This window comes from Lysinibacillus sp. EB271-A1-10B, from assembly GCF_058791335.1.
The window spans coordinates 42,596-60,585 of the sequence record NZ_JBYTDL010000015.1 but is presented as its reverse complement, the minus strand read 5'-3'; the positions used below and the strand labels follow the sequence as shown (position 1 = coordinate 60,585).

At 37.3% G+C, this 17,990-nt stretch carries 13 protein-coding genes and 1 other annotated feature; of the genes, 12 read left to right on the top strand and 1 reads right to left on the bottom strand.

Features of this window, described 5'->3' with window-relative positions; genetic code table 11:
• The first annotated feature begins 141 nt into the window (after positions 1-141).
• The 11 genes from AC3WSK_RS17865 (at position 142) to AC3WSK_RS17815 (ending at position 14,587) form a co-directional block, all read left to right on the top strand.
• Complete coding sequence (locus AC3WSK_RS17865; RefSeq protein WP_079563118.1) at positions 142-1,593, top strand: S-layer homology domain-containing protein; 1,452 nt, start codon at positions 142-144, stop codon at positions 1,591-1,593.
• A 19-nt stretch (positions 1,594-1,612) separates the two neighbouring features.
• A complete protein-coding gene (locus AC3WSK_RS17860) occupies positions 1,613-4,516 on the top strand; it encodes a VWA domain-containing protein (RefSeq protein ID WP_492413118.1) in 2,904 nt (967 codons plus the stop codon).
• A gap of 361 nt (positions 4,517-4,877) precedes the next feature.
• Complete coding sequence (locus AC3WSK_RS17855; RefSeq protein ID WP_492413120.1) at positions 4,878-5,411, top strand: hypothetical protein; 534 nt, start codon at positions 4,878-4,880, stop codon at positions 5,409-5,411.
• 524 nt (positions 5,412-5,935) lie between these two features.
• The gene (hemA, locus tag AC3WSK_RS17850; protein WP_427484185.1) at positions 5,936-7,300 is read left to right on the top strand and encodes a glutamyl-tRNA reductase; all 1,365 of its coding nucleotides are present in this window, start codon (positions 5,936-5,938) and stop codon (positions 7,298-7,300) included.
• 537 nt (positions 7,301-7,837) lie between these two features.
• Entirely contained in the window at positions 7,838-8,665 is an 828-nt protein-coding gene (locus AC3WSK_RS17845; RefSeq protein ID WP_492413123.1) for a cytochrome C assembly family protein, read from the top strand.
• Positions 8,666-8,683: 18 nt separating this feature from the next.
• Entirely contained in the window at positions 8,684-9,616 is a 933-nt protein-coding gene (gene hemC, locus AC3WSK_RS17840) for a hydroxymethylbilane synthase (protein ID WP_492413125.1), read from the top strand.
• Positions 9,606-10,370 (top strand): uroporphyrinogen-III synthase, encoded by a 765-nt coding sequence (locus tag AC3WSK_RS17835; protein WP_079563125.1) that lies wholly within the window; start codon positions 9,606-9,608, stop codon positions 10,368-10,370. Before hemC ends, AC3WSK_RS17835 begins: the two co-directional genes overlap by 11 nt.
• The gene (gene hemB, locus AC3WSK_RS17830; RefSeq protein WP_079563126.1) at positions 10,367-11,347 is read left to right on the top strand and encodes a porphobilinogen synthase; all 981 of its coding nucleotides are present in this window, start codon (positions 10,367-10,369) and stop codon (positions 11,345-11,347) included. Before AC3WSK_RS17835 ends, hemB begins: the two co-directional genes overlap by 4 nt.
• Positions 11,348-12,640, top strand: coding sequence for a glutamate-1-semialdehyde 2,1-aminomutase (hemL, locus tag AC3WSK_RS17825; protein ID WP_492413127.1), 1,293 nt, complete (start codon positions 11,348-11,350; stop codon positions 12,638-12,640). It begins immediately after the preceding gene.
• Positions 12,641-13,071: 431 nt separating this feature from the next.
• Positions 13,072-13,518, top strand: coding sequence for an SRPBCC family protein (locus tag AC3WSK_RS17820; RefSeq protein WP_079563128.1), 447 nt, complete (start codon positions 13,072-13,074; stop codon positions 13,516-13,518).
• Positions 13,519-13,816: 298 nt separating this feature from the next.
• Positions 13,817-14,587 (top strand): valyl-tRNA synthetase, encoded by a 771-nt coding sequence (locus AC3WSK_RS17815; protein WP_492413130.1) that lies wholly within the window; start codon positions 13,817-13,819, stop codon positions 14,585-14,587.
• Here AC3WSK_RS17815 and AC3WSK_RS17810 read toward each other — a convergent pair.
• Positions 14,564-14,758 carry a YszA family small membrane protein gene (locus tag AC3WSK_RS17810; protein ID WP_079563130.1) on the bottom strand — a complete coding sequence of 65 codons (195 nt, stop codon included), beginning with the start codon at positions 14,756-14,758 and terminating at the stop codon, positions 14,564-14,566. The genes AC3WSK_RS17815 and AC3WSK_RS17810 overlap by 24 nt on opposite strands.
• Before the next feature lie 104 nt (positions 14,759-14,862).
• Positions 14,863-15,139: a binding site (T-box leader), on the top strand.
• A 123-nt stretch (positions 15,140-15,262) separates the two neighbouring features.
• On the opposite strand from AC3WSK_RS17810, the gene AC3WSK_RS17805 reads away from it, so the two are divergent.
• Entirely contained in the window at positions 15,263-17,908 is a 2,646-nt protein-coding gene (locus tag AC3WSK_RS17805) for a valine--tRNA ligase (protein ID WP_492413132.1), read from the top strand.
• Positions 17,909-17,990 lie beyond the last annotated feature (82 nt).

The following is a 17,990-nucleotide window of genomic DNA, read 5'->3' as shown; positions in this document are numbered from 1 at the left end:
TTGATTAGGTTCATCACCAAAAGTCGTGGAGACTTCTTATCATTTTGCTTACATCAACACACCTGATTATTTTATTATCTTAAATAATTGACAGCTCCAGATGCGGATATGCATGGAATGAAAGAGAGGAACAGAAAAAGAATGCGAAAACATTTATATAAAATAATGTTAGTAGTTCTTGCTGTATTGATTGTTGGGGCTACTATCCCAGAAAATGCATCAGCGTCTTCATTAGAAACAACGGGTGCTGTAAAAAATGAATATACATATGAGGAAGCTGTTTTCATTACAGGAACACCTATTATATTTAAAGGCACTAGTAAAGACATTAAAATTACGCAAAAAGAATCTAAAGGAAAATTAACTGAAACATATAGTTTAAAGCTAACAGCAAGTAACGGTGCTACATTGACACGAAATATTGCCTATGAATCAGATGTAGTAGATTATGCTACGATTGGGCAAAAAACATCCAATGGTGTTGTGAAAAAGTATACAGAGAAAATTGTTGCTGGGAAAATTACCTATACATTAGCTGATTACCAATTTTCACAAGGGACTGTAACGGACAATCGTGTAGCCTCTGATTATTTCTCAGGTAATGTGATTTCGAGAAAAACGTATTCCTATCAAACTGGAACTGGAAAAAATGCAGTCCAAAATACTGTGACAATTGATACGGATAGTCGTCATGCTGGCTATGAAAACTTCTGGGGAGCAACGGAAACACAAATTACCGAAGCTGTTTATAATTATAGCGATGGTAAGACAAGCCATGTGAAAAATCGTTTATCTACAAGTAAATCACGTGTACTAAACTATGAAGAAAACCTAGGGACTTTAGGGAGCTTTGATGGTGGGTATGCGGTAGTAAGTGAAAAGGATGTTATTTCTGAATATACGTATGATTTAGCCTCTGGACAAAAAGGGACTCTTGACTTAGATACAGAATACATGCCGACAATTGAACGTTTAATCATTCCTAAGTTCCGTGACTTATCAAATCATTATGCGAAACAAGCTATTGAAAAATTATATTCTTTAGGTATTTACACTGATGCAAGTAACTTCTTCTCACCAAATACCCCTATGAAGCGTATTGACTTTTCAACGGCGATTGGTAAGGCAGTTGACTTACGTGTTATGGCAGAACCGAAAACGAAAAAATCCAAAACTACTACAAGTATTTTTAAAGATATTAAACGTACAGTAAAAGATTATGCTTATATTGAGTCTGCGGTTAATAAAGGAATTATTAAAGGTGTATCACCAGAGTATTTCAAGCCTGATCATCCGATTACTCGAGCACAAGCCGCTACGATTTATGTGCGTGCTTTAGGGCTTGAGAATAAGGCGCCAGATCCTGGCTATTTAACAAAGTTTAAGGATGATGCTCAAATTCCGGTTTACGCAAGAGACGGTATTTACATTGTCAATGAGTTAGGCTTAATGACTGGTGACCCTACAGGTCGATTTAATCCAAATCAGCCATTAACGCGTGCAGAAGCATCAGTAGTATTAGAACGTTTTTTAAATTATTTGGAAAGTGACTTAAAACAAAACTATCGAGATGACATATTGTTCTTTAATTAAAGAAAGGACTGAGCAATAAATGACGTATGCTAAAAAAGCATTTCTATCCCTGCTATGTATCGTGCTAGTCCTGATGACAGCAACTCCAGCTGTGACTCAGGCTGCTACGACAATTAGGGATGTACCAACTACTAATAGTAAATACAAAGCTATTTCATGGGCAGTCGATAATGATTTATTCACATTGGATAGCGCTAATAATTTTTCACCTAATGCACAGCTAACTGAGCAAGAGCTTGTTGTCTTGTTTGCAAAGCTAGATCGAAACTATGCATTATCATATAACGACAGTGTAGCTTATAACTTCTATAGTGATTTTTATTTACCGTTTAATGGTACCTATACAACAGCCAATCGTTCAAAAGCTGTTACACGTGGACAATTTGCACGTATATATGCTGCATTTAGAGGTTTAGATTTAGATGAGCCTCAGGCGGTTCAATATTTATACACGAACGATATTTCAACAGGAAATACTGGTAAAAAGACATTTGCTGATTTCCAACCTTCTACAAAGCTAACTCGAGGAGATAGTGCTGAATTATTATACCGCAGTGTACAAAACGGCAACTTTGCTGTACTAGGATTAAAACGTACGGCTGCAGGACGTGATAATGACAAAATTACATTACCTCCAGGCTTCATGGGCTCAAGCAATACGGAATTTGAAGAGCCAAAGGATAATAATAACGATTTTACTGGACCGGAATATGTTAATAATGCTCTACAAAGTATTGATGTTGAAAAACCAGATTTAATCGCAAATGACCAAGATTCAACGCTCATTACAGTATCTTTAAAAGCTTGTAATGGTGATCCAATACCTGATGATAAATCTTATACATTCCGTGTAACTTCATCATATGGTGCTAAAATCGTTGACACATCAGGTGAAGCTGTTCGAAATGTACAATCAGATGGCTCTACTGTCTCTGCGATTGTTATAGCACCGAAATTAACAAAATCTGTCCGTGATACAATTTCATTTGAGCTTATTAATAACACGGATCCTGGTATGAAATGTCTTGTAGGCGAAAAACTGAATGCACATGTCCGTTACTCACCTCAGCCGGAAATGCGCATTGATTATCAAGTGTATGATCCAGCGAATACGGATGATGAAAATGGAAATGTAACACCTCCATATGTACCGTATGAAAAATTACCAGAGTTCTTTAAAGAAAATATTGTGAACGTCCATTGGATTGATAGAGAAGAAAAGCTATTTAGTATTGGACAACAAACAAATGTAACAAATGCTCTAGGAAATGTTGAAAATATTTATTTACAATATGGTGGCAATGATAAAAAATACCCTGCATTAGGCTATGAAAATGCCATTTTACAATTTGAAAACTATAATATTTCCGTTTGGTTGTTCGAAGAGATTATTGAAAAACGTTTGAAGGATTCAATTAATGATACGATTGAAATTATGTATATGATTTCAGATGATGGGCGTCCAATTTATCGTATTCAAGGGATTGATGATGCGATTGCCTCACAGGTTGAGAATATTAACCCAGTCGGTGCTATTATTCAACTTATGGGCTATATGCCAGATGAAAAAAAACTGACACTCGAGCACTATGATAGTGTCATGAAAATTTATGCTATTTTCACAAGCTTGAGTAACTATGATCGAACAGTATTATTAAAATACCAAGGTGGTAAATTACTAGGTCAAGTAGAAGCCTATAAAAAACGAGTGGAAGCATTAAAGGAAAGCGAAGAAGCGGCATCAAGACCATCTGGTAAAGATCGTTACACTAAAGTAATGGTTACTTTAGTGAGACCAGGTGGAGAAATTATTACTGACTATCAAGGAACAGTAAAAATTAAATTTGATGGTGTTGAGAAAACAGCTTCATTTGTTACAAATACTTCGGATTACTTAAATAATACTGGAAGCCCAGGGACAGCCGTTGCGTACTTTGACTCCGTTATTTATGGGAAATCAAAAGCTGAAGCAACATTAGTAAATAAAATAGATCCTCGTTATGCAACAATATTGAAGGATCTAAAGGATAAAACATTTACGAAGGAAATTTTTACAAATCCTTACTTTAGTAAAAATTCTTGTTCTTTAGCAACAGAAGTCGCTTACGTAGTTGATTACTCTGCTTCGATGAAAGCTTCTGACCAAACAAATTACCGTGGTAAGAAAATGATGGAAGTCATCAATCAAATTAAGGCAAAAAATAATATTGTGATTGAAACAAATACAAAAGCTACTGTTCTTGGAGAGGGAACGACAGACAATGTATTGAAAAAAGATCTATATAAAGCATCGAAAGAGAAAGGTGCCACAGATATTTTTGCAGGTATTGAAATGGCACTGTCTAAATTCTCAAATGACTCAAAAACGTCAAAAGCTATTATTGTCGTGTCAGATGGTAAAACAAGTAAATCTAAGATGACAAAAGTGTTAAACGAAGCGAAAAATAAAGGGGTTAAGGTTTACACTGTAAGTATGGGTAAAAAATCACAAGTCAATGATGCAATTTTAACGCAATTGGCTGCTGAAACGGGTGGTATTTACTACCACGCAATCGATAACTTACAATTACATCAAGTTTTCCAAAAAATTATTGATGCAATTTTATGTAAAACTTCGCCTTCAAGTTGCGTGAATCCTGAAGACATATTTGAAGAAGCGACGGTAACTCTACGCAAAGGCAATATTACAATGAATGCAAGAATCGATGGTAATTGCTCAAATGTTGCAAAGGTTAATGTACGATTCCCTTCTTTAAGTGGAGATGCGCAGTTTGAATTGAATAAGCGTAGTGATAATGTCTACATGCTAACAAAAACAGTGCAAACAATGCAGGACTTCAAAGTTAATAATGAAATTGAATTTATAGCATATGATAAAGACGGTAAAATCATAGCTACAAAAACTACGACAATTACAAATTAATAGATTAATACTCAAAAAAAGCTGAACTAATTCTAACAATTAGTTCAGCTTTTTTTTGAAATATTTATATAGCATTCACCATATCGTTTGGTTGATTTCCGTTCCGACTGGGCGCGTCCGATGAGCCGCTTGGGCCAACAGAATGTTGGTCTCGGAGCCGTTATCACAGGATGTGATGGTTTTAGCCTTCGTTCCACTATTGCTAATCCCCAAGGAGTCGCCCAGTCTCCACTCCAATCAACTTATCCTCATTATATATTTTTTAACAAATTTTTATTCTAACTTTCAGAAATGAACGGTACATTTAATAAATTTATTAAATTCGGCAATACTACAACTAAAGATACTTTGAGGTGAAAAAATGAGCAGAACTGTTTCTTTTTTTTTAGTTTCATTTTGTGCGTTTTTTCTAATAACATTACATGCATCTGCAAAGGATAAACCTAGTCTTTATGAAGAAATATATCCTGAAATAGGATATAAATCGGTAGAAGAAGCAGTGGGTGATTTTGAACAACACTTTAACCAAAAATTAAAGCTACCTCTTAGAGTACCCTCTATAAGCTTTACACATCATTTTGGAAGATTTACCGATTCAAAATATGAAGGCAATGACGCATTTGAAGTGACATTTATAAATGATCAATCATCTGAAAATCATTATAAAATTGACATTCGCCCACTTAAGTATAGATTGCCTATAAGAGAGAAATATGTAATCAAAACATTTGAATTGAAGAATGGGAATGTAGGCACATATATGACAATATCAGGCTTTAATGTGCTTGTTTTTGAGAGAGATAATTTGCAGTATATGCTAAGTGTAGATAAACGAGTCTCAAATAAAGTTACACCTGAAGCTTTAGTAGACATAGCCAATTCTATTGATTATTAAGTGGAACAAAAATTTTGATGTGACTCGAGAACAATAGTATAGAAAAGTAAAAATAGCTTTGTTAAAGATAATTAAACAAAGGCTATTTTTTTATATCTTAAAAAAATTTTCATTTAATTTAGTTCGACTCTATTAGGATGATCCTTTAAAACGTATATCATGTGGATATGTTGATTGTAGTGGAGGCTTGCGACTCCTTCGTGACCAATATCGTGATGGCCCGAGACCCTGCAGCGAAGCGGCTCATCGGACGCCCCCCAGGAAAGCACCAAGCAGGAACGGAAATCAACCACACGTTTTGGTTAATAGCCATTAAAATAATAATTAATTCTGTCCCTTTAGAAAATGTTCTGGAAAACATTAAATTTGAAACAGAACGTATAATTTGTTACACTTAGTTTATAATAATTCTAATGTAGATGACGAATTTCAGTTCTTCATGACATGTTCACAAATTATTGATGAACTCTTGTCGAACTGTGCTATAATGAGATTTGTTAATTAGAACGTGAGAGGTGTTATTCATGCATACCATCGTAGTAGGCTTGAATTATAAAACGGCGCCAGTTGAGATTCGTGAAAAGTTATCATTCATAGAGAGTGAACTACCACAGGCAATGGAAGCGCTGCAAAAGGAAAAAAGTATATTAGAAAACGTTATTGTTTCGACATGTAACCGTACAGAAATATATGCAGTAGTTGACCAATTGCATACTGGACGTCATTTTGTTAAACAATTTTTAGCAAATTGGTTCGACCTGCCTGCGGAGACATTTTCTTCGTATTTAACAATTCGTGAAGAAGATGAGGCAATCGAGCATTTATTCAAAGTGACAGCTGGTATTGATTCGATGGTACTTGGCGAAACTCAAATTTTAGGACAAGTTAGAAAAAGCTTCTTAAATGGACAAGAGATTGGAACGACAGGAACGGTATACAATCAGCTATTTAAACAAGCAGTGACATTTGCGAAGCGAGCACATAATGAAACGGCTATCGGTGAGAACGCGGTATCTGTCTCTTATGCAGCAGTTGAATTAGCAAAAAAAATATTCGGATCTTTACAACGTAAGCATGTAGCTATTTTAGGTGCAGGAAAAATGGGGGAACTTGCTATTGAGAACCTTTACGGTAGCGGTGTAGGAAAAGTAACCGTAATTAACCGTACGTTCGAAAAAGCAGAAAGCCTAGCAGCTAAATTTGACGGTGAAGCAAAATCCATGAAGGAACTACAATGTTCATTACTGGAAGCGGATATTTTAATTACGTCTACAGGTGCAACAGATTATGTGATTGACTATGAATTGATGCAATTTGTTGAACGTTTGCGTAAAGGTAAACCATTATTTATGGTAGATATTGCGGTTCCACGTGATATTGATCCACGTGTTGGAGATTTACCGAATGTTTTCTTATATGATATAGATGATTTACAAGGCATCGTCGAAGCAAACTTAGTAGAACGTGAACGTGCTGCTGCTGATATTTCTTCGATGATTGGTAAAGAGGTTGTGCAATTTAAAGATTGGGTTGCGACTCTTGGCGTTGTCCCTGTCATCTCGGCTTTACGTAAAAAAGCAAATCATATTCAAGAAGAGACAATGATTAGTATCGAGAATAAAATGCCGGATTTAACGGATCGAGAACGTAAAATTTTAAGCAAGCATACAAAGTCTATTATTAATCAATTGTTAAAAGAACCAATTTTACAAGCTAAAGAAATGGCAAATTCATCAAAAGCAAATGAACAGTTACGTTTATTCCAACAAATTTTCGGTATTGAGGATGCTGTGGAAGCTGAAGTTACTGCGATGACAGAACAAGAGCTTGAACGCAAAGAACGCTTACAGTCGTCACAATCTTCCACTGAACCAAAGTATTCTTTCTAACTTCTTTTGGCAAATCTCTTTTGTAGCGAAAGCAAAGCGTCAGCTACAGAAGTCTCCCACCTCTATAGATGGTGAGATGAATGCAGGTTAAAGTTACTTTTCAGCGGGTGTCCAAACTCCGCTGAAACAGAGGAACTCAGGCTAAGACCTTCACATCCTGTGAAAACGCCTGTGTGACCAACTTCGTGTTGGCCTAAAGCCTCCGGCGGATGTCACAGAATCGGAAAGGAGTTCTTAGGGGATGTTAGCCGTTATCGCATCCATGCGATAACGGCTAACTGACCTACTTTGTGCAGACCTAAGCACAAAGCCGATTCCGGACGCAATTATGCCAAGGCATAATTGATAGATGTCTATGTGTTCGCGGTACAACTTTAGAAAAGTTGTCCTTCGAGCTTTTTCCCGCGAGCAAGATTTTCTACTGATATTAAATGAGGCGTTTTCGTATCTGTATGGTAAACTAAGGATACGAAAACGTTTTTTTTCTAGGCTAAAGTACACTACTTTAGTACTTTCAATATAAAGAAGGGATGTCTATTGGCTGATTTGACGATGACAAGGCTCTATGAAGTAATGATCGTCTTGTATGCGATCAGTCTAGTATTTTACTTTACTGATTACTTTTATAAGCAAATACGAGCAAGGCGAGTTGCTTTTTGGCTTGTTTCATTCGTATGGGTAATTCAAAGTGCCATTATTTTATTAACTTTTGTGGAAACGAAGCGATTTCCGATTTTATCCTTGTCAGAAGGGATTCTCTTTTATTCCTGGCTGCTCGTGACACTATCTATTATTTTGCACTGTATTGCACGAGTTGATTTACCGGTATTTATTATTAATATACTAGGATTTTTATTCGCTAGTATCTTTACTTTTATGCCGAAACGCCCGACAGGAATAGTAAGCGATACTTTAATTTCGGAATTGCTTTTTATTCATATATCATTTGCCATTTTATCGTACGCAGCGTTTTCTTTAACATTTGTTTTTGCGATATTGTACTTAGTATTATATCGTTTGCTGAAAAAGAAAAAATGGTCACATGTCTGGACAAGGTTGCCATCACTACAGCAGACGAGCAACTGGATGAATGTTTCATTTTACATTGGTATTCCAGTGTTGTCTGTAAGTTTAGTTTTAGGGTTTGAATGGGCACTACTAACGCTAGAGAGTCTTTCGATTTTTGATGCGAAGATTATTGGGTCCTTTATTATTTTAATTTTGTATTGCTTTATATTGTATGCGAATCGTAAAAGTAAGCTGATAGGGACAACTTATGCGTGGGTACATATATACGCTTATCTATTAGTTGTTGTTAACTTCTTTTTAGGAAGCAGTTTATCACGATTCCATTTATGGTATTAGAAGAGAGGTTGGAGACTGTTGAGAAAAATTATTGTAGGTTCTAGGAGAAGTAAGCTAGCTTTAACACAAACAAATTGGTTTATCAATGAGTTAAAAGCAGCTGGTGTACCATTTGAATTTGAAGTGAAAGAAATTGTCACGAAAGGTGACCAAATTTTAGACGTGCAACTATCTAAAGTAGGTGGTAAAGGTCTTTTCGTTAAAGAAATTGAACAAGCGCTTTACGACAAAGAAATTGACTTTGCTGTCCATTCTATGAAGGATATGCCTGCAGTATTGCCTGAAGGATTAGTCATTGGCTGTATTCCACCACGTGAAGATGCGCGTGATGCTTTTATTTCAAAAGGACATGTGAAATTTGCCGATCTTCCAACAGGAGCTGTTGTTGGGACAAGTTCTCTTCGTCGCAGTGCTCAACTTTTAACTGTCCGTCCAGATATTGAAATTAAATGGATTCGTGGAAATGTAGATACACGCTTAGCTAAACTTGAAACTGAAGAATATGATGCCATTATTTTAGCAGCAGCTGGCCTAAAACGCCTTGGCTGGAGCGATGATGTAGTTACTGAGTTTTTATCTGTTGAGGATTGTCTACCAGCAGTAGCACAAGGATCTCTAGGTATTGAATGCCGTGGAGATGATACAGAACTATTAACGGAATTAGGCAAGTTAACAGATAGCATTACATGGCAAGAAGCACATGCAGAACGTGCTTTCTTAGCGGCTATGGATGGCGGCTGTCAAGTGCCTATCGCAGGATATGCAAAGTCTAACGGGGAAGAAATTACATTAATTGGCCTTGTTGCTGCACCAGATGCTTCAGTTGTTTATAAGGAAACAGTTGTGGGCTCTAATGCCGAAGCAGTTGGGAAAGAGCTTGCTGAGATTTTAACGAAGCAAGGTGCTTTTGAATTAATTCAACGAGTAAAGGCAGAGCAAGATGCAAAATAATTTACCTTTAGAAGGTAAAACTATTATTTTGACAGGTACATCTAAGACGACAACCATAATAGATGACATTACAGCATTAGGTGGTCAAGCAGTAATTGCCCCTTTGATTGAAACTTGCGAGCTGATCGATAAAAACGATGATGTGCAATTAGAGTTTGCACGTCAATTTGAATGGCTCATTTTTACGAGTCAAAACGCGGTAGAAGCTTTTGCCAATAAGATGCATCGCTTTAATATAAGTGCAGCATATTTTCAAGGCAAAGTAGCTTCTATTGGTACTAAAACTACTACAGCCTTAGAAAAGCTAGGATTCCATGTTAGCTTTATGCCTTCTATATTTAGTGCAGATGTATTTGTTCAAGAATTTCCTGATGTGGTAGCAGGGAGCAATCCTACTTGTCTATTTATTCGTGGAGAAAAAGCGAAAAATACATTAAAGGAAGGTCTGCCCTTTACATTGAAGGAATGGACAGTTTATGAAACGATTGAGCGACATGATCAAAAACAATTAATGATTGAATGTATCCGTACGAATAGCGATGTCACAGTGATTTTTGCTAGTCCTTCTGCTGTTGATGTATACGCAAAGGATATAGCTTCGGTAATTGGTTGGGAGGCAGTACATGTAGCAGCAATCGGCCATATTACAGAAGCAGCTATTGTAAATCACGGTGCTATTGTAGATATTATGCCGAGCGTATATACAATGCAAGCAGTCATCGAGGAAATAACGAAAGTAGGAGAAAGAAAATGACAAAATTACAATTTCAAAGACATCGTCGTTTGCGTGCAAATGCTGCTATACGATCAATGGTAAAAGAAACATACTTACACAAAGAGGATTTAATATATCCGATTTTTGTTATGGAAGGCGAAAATATTAAAAATGAAGTCCCTTCTATGCCAGGAGTTTTTCAATTTTCATTAGATAAACTTGAAGCTGAGATTGATGAAGTTGTTGCTTTAGATATTCCTGCTGTTATTTTATTTGGCTTACCTGCAGAAAAAGATGCAGTTGGAACTGGTGCTTTCCATGATCATGGTATTGTGCAAAAAGCAACACGACTTATTAAAGCTCGTTACCCAGAACTATTAGTCATAGCGGATACATGCTTATGTGAATTTACAGATCATGGACATTGTGGCTTAATTGAAGGCGATCAAATTTTAAACGATCCTTCATTAGATGTTTTAGCACGTACAGCAGTATCACAAGCGAAAGCAGGGGCAGATATCATCGCTCCATCTAATATGATGGATGGATTTGTAGCAGCTATTCGTACAGGTCTAGATGAAGCAGGCTTTGAAAATGTTCCGATTATGTCATATGCCGTAAAATATGCATCTAGCTATTATGGTCCATTCCGAGATGCAGCTGATGGTGCACCTCAATTTGGTGATCGCAAATCATACCAAATGGATCCATCGAATCGAATGGAGGCATTCCGTGAAGCGGAATCAGATATTGAAGAAGGTGCAGATTTCTTAATCGTTAAACCAGCTTTAAGTTATTTAGACATTATTCGTGATGTGAAAAATAATTATACATTACCGATTGTTGCATACAACGTTTCTGGTGAATATGCAATGATTAAAGCTGCGGCTATTAATGGCTGGATTGAAGAGAAAAATGTAGTGCTTGAAACGTTACTTAGCATGAAACGTGCAGGCTCAGATTTAATCATTACGTATCATGCTAAAGATGTTGCACGTTGGTTGGAGGAGAAATAAATGACTCGTTCTTATGAAAAATCAAAACAAGCATATGCTGAAGCGATTAACCTAATGCCAGGTGGTGTTAGTAGCCCAGTACGTGCATTCAAATCCGTAAATATGGATCCAATCTTCATGGAATCTGGTCACGGAGCTATTATTAAAGATGTTGATGGCAATGAATATATTGACTATGTATTATCATGGGGACCTCTAATTTTAGGTCATACGCATCCAGAAGTTGTACAAGCAATTGCAGAAACAGCAGCGAAAGGCTCTTCGTTTGGAGCACCAAGTTACACAGAAAATCGATTAGCTAAATTAGTGTTAGATCGACTACCTGGTATGGAAATGATTCGCTTTGTTTCTTCTGGGACAGAGGCTACGATGTCTGCTTTACGCGTAGCTCGTGGTGTTACAGGTCGCGATAAAATTTTAAAATTTGAGGGCTCATATCACGGTCATGGAGATTCCTTGCTAATTAAGGCTGGCTCTGGGGTAGCTACATTAGGCTTACCTGACAGCCCTGGTGTCCCAGCGGATATTGCACGCAATACATTAACAGTAGCGTATAATGACTTAGAAGGGGCAAAACTAGTTTTCGAAAAGTTTGGTTCAGAGCTTGCGGCAGTAATTGTTGAGCCAGTCGCAGGAAATATGGGCGTTGTCCCTCCACAACCAGGCTTCCTACAAGGTTTACGTGAATTAACAAAGGAACATGGAACACTGTTGATTTTTGATGAAGTTATGACAGGCTTCCGTGTTGACTATGGCTGTGCACAAGGTTATTTTGATGTAACACCAGATATTACAACGTTAGGTAAAGTTATTGGTGGTGGACTTCCTGTAGGTGCATTTGCAGGGAAAAAGGAAATTATGGAGCAAGTGGCTCCGGCTGGACCAATCTATCAAGCTGGGACATTGTCAGGGAATCCATTAGCAATGACAGCTGGCTATGAAACATTAACTCGCCTAGATCCTAGCTCTTATGAATACTTCAAAAAGCTAGGAGATCAATTAGAGGCTGGTTTCCGTGAAGCCGCAACGAAATACAATATTCCGCATACTGTAAATCGTGCTGGTTCAATGATAGGTTTCTTCTTTACGAATGAAGATGTTATTGATTTTGATACAGCAAAAACGTCAGATTTACAATTATTTGCTGAATACTTCCGTCTAATGGCAGAGGAAGGTATTTTCTTACCGCCATCTCAATTTGAAGGTTTATTTATTTCTACTGCACATACGGAGGAGCATATCTCAAAAACAGTTGATGCTTTCCATAAAGTATTTGCACAATTAGCAAGATAATAGGTTGATACAAAATAGCATGCTAGAAGTATTTTCTGGCATGCTATTTATTGTTGTTTACTAATATAATTTGCCTCTGTCTGCAATGGCTTATATTTTTGTGGTTCATCACCAAAAGTTATGGATGACATTTGTTAAAACGTCTAAGTTGATTGGAGTGGAGATGGGCGACTCCTTGGGGATTAGCGTCACAGATGAGACCCTGCAGCGAAGCGAAGCAGCTCATCGGACGCCCTCAGGAAAGCGCCCGGTCGGAACGGAAATCAACCACTCGTTTTGGTGATGATCCATTTTTACCCGTTAAATGACAATGAATGTATGATCGTTACCGCTTGAAAAATTTTTATTAAAATTATAACTTTCAGCATAGCCAAATTGTGGGCGAAATCGTATATAATAGAGCTATTCGTAAAAGAAAGTAGTGAATTGATATGGCAACTGGCACACATATGGTCGAAGTACCTGTAGGAATTGAAAATGTATGGGACTTCGTCAGTGATATGGAAAAATGGGCAAAGCTTGTCCCAGGTTATAATGCGCATGAAATGATTGATGAAAAACATTCAACATGGACGTTTAAAGGCAATGTTGGTGTTCTGAAAAAAACAGTACAAGTAGAGATTACTATTTTAGAATGGGCAGCGCCTTCTAAAGTAACATTCGAATTAAAAGGAATTTCTGATAACTTTTCAGGAAACGGTTATTTCCTAGCAGAAAGTATTGATGCAGAAAATACAAAAATGACAGGCTTCTTGGAAGTAACAGCAGGAGGATTAGCCGGTCCTGTTTTAAATCCAATCTTTAAGCCAATCGTACCAAAAGCAACACAAATGTTAACAGACCGTGTAGCAAATAAAATTAAATTGGTGAATGTATAATAACGATTGCACCACAAGTAAAAGGCATGCTAGAATACTTCTTCTAGCATGCCTTTTTTAGGCTCGTTATTGAGGGGATTTTTGTTACGGCAGGCGCTTTTCTTAGGGGACGTCCGATGTGCCGCTTCCCTTAGGCACTATACAAAATCCGATCGCATTGTTTCTTTGCACGAGAGTAAAGAGACAGCTACATAATATACACCAAGACGAAATTGATTAATCACCCTATAGCATACTATCCTTCGGAGCTTCATATGATGCAAGAGGAGGGATTATTATCGAACACAAAACTTGGAATATGAGTGAAACTTTTTGTTTTCCTGGTTATGGCTGCCCAACAGAAATAGCAGCTGTACAAATTAAGCCACGGTGGCAGACAACGCAGTTAGAAGACTCTCTACGATTAATGGGTATTTATCATATCACAGCACATGTTCGCTTTGATTTTCAAGACATGCAAGCTTACATGGGTGATGATGAATTAGTACAAATCGATACGCTAGATATTCAAGGAGATACTGGTTATTTTGAATATGCAGTTCCTTTAAATGTAGATTTACCAAAGGATGCAGCTATTGAAGATTTAATGGTAAAGGATATTCGACCTGTTTTGAGGAATCAGATGTGTCAGCTCGAGTGGACGGTTACAAGTGTTTTTAATGAGCCTGAGCTTGCGTTAGAAAAAGCGCACGTTTTTGAAAGTCAGTCTGTCAATGCCTCAGCTCAAATTGAGAAGGGGGACCTTACAAAAGAAACGGCACAAGTAAAACAACCTACAACTGCAGTAGCTTCGAATCAAGAAGAAAAAACTGTAGCTGTAGTAGCTTCAGCACAAGAAGAAAAATCAAAGTTAGTTTCATTCGCAGTTCAAAAGGAAAAGTCTGAAGCAATAGTAGCTTCAGACAAAAAAGAAAAGCCTGCATCAAAAACAATGTTGAGGGAGTCCTCAAGTAATATTGTAGTCCGTGAATCTAGCTCCTGGCATGAAGTGCCATCGATGATCTGGGATTTAACCGAAGACTATACACCGCTAAAGGTTCGTGTTTCAAATGATTTCATTCAAAAGTAAATAGCATATAAGTAAAAGGAGCAATAAGATGATGAAATCCCCAGATGTTGGAATGATGATGACACGTATAAACTGAAAAGCACAAATTGGAACAATTATCGTTTTGCAATAAAAACGAAATTGTCGTAGCCATGGTGGTAAAAAACAAGGATTATACTTACGTCGTCGCATTTGAATTTTCACTTCCTTTTCTAGTAGTGCTTCCTAAAAAATAACTAAATCACTTGAAAAATTGCATGATTTTGGGGTACAATGTGAAAAAGTTGAATATCAATGCAAATGCTATGACAGGGAAGAGTAAATTATTCGTACATTTTAAGAGAGGAAACAGTAGCTGAAAAGTTTCTATTTGTACCTAGTTGAATGTAGCCCTCGAGCAGCTTTAGTGAACTAACAGTAGTTAAAGCCGGTTAAACACCGTTACCGAATTGAGAGCCAGTAGTAAAGGCTTAAGCAAGTAATACATTTTTTCTGATGAAACGTATGATAGCTTAACGCGCCTCTGCTGGAATTAAAGGTGGTACCGCGAACTTAAACTCCTTCGTCCTTTTTGACGTTAGGAGTTTTTTTATTTTTATTAATCTTCTTGTTAATGTCTTTTTACTGAGACTTAAAAAAGAATGATTGGTACTATCTCACACTAAAAAAAATATTAAGTTAACAGGAGGAGTCAAAATGACAGAAAACATTTCAATGCCAACAAAATATGATCCACAGTCCATTGAAGCAGGTCGTTATGAATGGTGGTTACAAGGGAAATTTTTTGAGGCGCAGCCTACAAGTGAAAAGGAGCCTTATTCTATCGTTATTCCACCACCGAATGTAACAGGTAGACTACACCTTGGCCATGCTTGGGATACAACTTTACAAGATATTTTAATTCGTATGAAGCGCATGCAAGGTTATGATGCACTTTGGTTACCAGGAATGGACCATGCAGGTATTGCGACACAAGCAAAAGTAGAAGCAAAACTACGAGAAGAAAATATTACACGTTATGATTTAGGTCGTGAAAAATTCCTCGAAAAAACATGGGAATGGAAAGAAGAATATGCTGGACATATTCGTGATCAATGGGCGAAGCTTGGTCTTGGGTTAGATTACACTCGCGAGCGTTTCACACTTGATGAAGGTCTTTCTGATGCAGTTAAAACTGTTTTCGTTCAATTGTATGAAAAAGGCCTAATCTATCGTGGCGAACGCATTATTAACTGGGATCCTGCTGCAAAAACAGCATTATCAGATATTGAAGTTATCTATAAAGATGTTCAAGGTGCATTCTATCATATGAAATACCCATTAGCTGATGGCTCAGGATATGTGGAAGTAGCAACTACACGTCCTGAAACAATGCTAGGTGACTCTGGGGTAGCTGTTCACCCGAATGATGAGCGCTATCAACACTTAATCGGTAAAACAGTTATTTTACCAATCGTAGGTCGTGAAATTCCAATCGTAGCAGATGACTACGTAGATTTGGATTTCGGTACTGGAGTTGTAAAAATGACACCAGCACACGATCCTAATGACTTTGAGGTGGGTAACCGCCACAACCTAGAACGCATTCTTGTTATGAATGAAGATGGTACTATGAACGAGCTTGCTGGCAAGTATAACGGTATGGATCGTTTTGAATGTCGTAAGCAAATCGTAGCTGATTTACAAGAAGCTGGCGTGCTTATCCGTATTGAAGAGCATACACATTCAGTAGGGCACTCTGAGCGTTCTGGTGCTGTTGTAGAGCCATATCTTTCTGCACAATGGTTCGTAAAAATGCAACCACTTGCTGATGCTTCACTTACTCTTCAAAAAGATGAAGAAGGGCAAGTAAACTTCGTACCATCTCGTTTTGAAAACACATATTCTCGCTGGATGGAAAACATTCGTGACTGGTGTATCTCTCGTCAATTATGGTGGGGTCATCAAATTCCTGCTTGGTATCACAATGAAACAGGTGAAGTTTACGTAGGCAAAGAAGCACCGGCAGATGCAGAAAATTGGACGCAGGATGAAGACGTATTAGATACATGGTTCTCGTCTGCACTATGGCCATTTTCTACAATGGGTTGGCCAGATGAGACTAACGAAGAATTTAAACGTTACTATCCAACAAGCACACTTGTAACTGGTTATGATATTATTTTCTTCTGGGTTTCTCGCATGATCTTCCAAGGTCTTGAATTTACAGGTCAGCGCCCATTCAAAGATGTATTAATTCACGGTTTAGTACGTGATGGAGAAGGACGCAAGATGAGTAAATCACTTGGCAATGGTGTAGACCCTATGGACGTTATTGATCAGTATGGTGCTGATTCATTACGTTACTTCTTAGCTACTGGATCTTCTCCTGGTCAAGATTTACGCTATACAACTGAAAAAGTAGAGTCAGTATGGAACTTTGCAAATAAAATTTGGAATGCCTCTCGTTTTGCTTTAATGAATATGGAAGGTATGACATATGATGAAATCGACTTAACTGGTGAAAAATCAGTTGCCGACAAATGGATTCTAACTCGCTTAAATGAAACAATTGAACGTGTAACATCTCTTGCAGAACGTTATGAATTTGGTGAAGTTGGGCGTGAGCTGTATAACTTCATTTGGGATGATTTCTGTTCTTGGTATATTGAAATGGCTAAATTACCGTTATATGGTGATGACGAAACAGCTAAGAAAACGACGCGTTCTATTTTAGCTTACGTTTTAGACCAAACTATGCGTCTATTACATCCATTCATGCCATTCATTACAGAAGAAATCTGGCAGCACTTACCTCATGAAGGTGAATCAATTACAGTGGCAGCATGGCCAACTGTTCGTGCGGATCTTCATTTTGCAGAGGAAGCAGACAATATGAAGCTCCTAATGGATATTATACGTTCAGTACGTAATATTCGTGCGGAAGTAAATACACCAATGAGCAAAAAAGTGCCGCTATATATTTCAGCGAAGGATGCTACAACGGTTACAGTACTAGAAGCCAATAAAGCATATTTAGAAAAATTCTGTAATCCAGAATCACTAACAATTGGAGAAAACTTAGAAGCACCTGGTCAGTCAATGACAGCAGTAGTAACTGGAGCTGAACTATTCTTACCACTTGTTGGACTTATTAATCTAGAAGAAGAAATTGCTCGTCTTGAAAAAGAATTAGAAAAATGGGCAAAAGAAGTGAAGCTTGTGAATGGTAAGTTATCGAATGAAAAATTCGTGTCTAAAGCGCCAGAAGCATTAGTTAATGCGGAGCGTGAGAAATTAGCTGATTACGAAAGTAAACATGCGGTCGTATTAAAACGTTTAGAAGAACTAAAAAATATGTAAGATTGAGACAGCGGATGGCTATCGTCATTCGCTGCTTTTTTCTTTCATTCAAGTGTAAGTTTTTATTATACTAAAATAGAGG

Coding starts and splice junctions, on each gene's coding strand:
- AC3WSK_RS17865 (WP_079563118.1), top strand. CDS start 142: ATGCGAAAACATTTATATAAAATAATGTTAGTAGTTCTTGCTGTATTG.
- AC3WSK_RS17820 (WP_079563128.1), top strand. CDS start 13,072: ATGGCAACTGGCACACATATGGTCGAAGTACCTGTAGGAATTGAAAAT.
- hemB (WP_079563126.1), top strand. CDS start 10,367: ATGACAAAATTACAATTTCAAAGACATCGTCGTTTGCGTGCAAATGCT.
- AC3WSK_RS17860 (WP_492413118.1), top strand. CDS start 1,613: ATGACGTATGCTAAAAAAGCATTTCTATCCCTGCTATGTATCGTGCTA.
- hemA (WP_427484185.1), top strand. CDS start 5,936: ATGCATACCATCGTAGTAGGCTTGAATTATAAAACGGCGCCAGTTGAG.
- AC3WSK_RS17835 (WP_079563125.1), top strand. CDS start 9,606: ATGCAAAATAATTTACCTTTAGAAGGTAAAACTATTATTTTGACAGGT.
- hemL (WP_492413127.1), top strand. CDS start 11,348: ATGACTCGTTCTTATGAAAAATCAAAACAAGCATATGCTGAAGCGATT.
- AC3WSK_RS17855 (WP_492413120.1), top strand. CDS start 4,878: ATGAGCAGAACTGTTTCTTTTTTTTTAGTTTCATTTTGTGCGTTTTTT.
- AC3WSK_RS17805 (WP_492413132.1), top strand. CDS start 15,263: ATGACAGAAAACATTTCAATGCCAACAAAATATGATCCACAGTCCATT.
- AC3WSK_RS17815 (WP_492413130.1), top strand. CDS start 13,817: ATGAGTGAAACTTTTTGTTTTCCTGGTTATGGCTGCCCAACAGAAATA.
- AC3WSK_RS17810 (WP_079563130.1), bottom strand. CDS start 14,758: ATGCGACGACGTAAGTATAATCCTTGTTTTTTACCACCATGGCTACGA.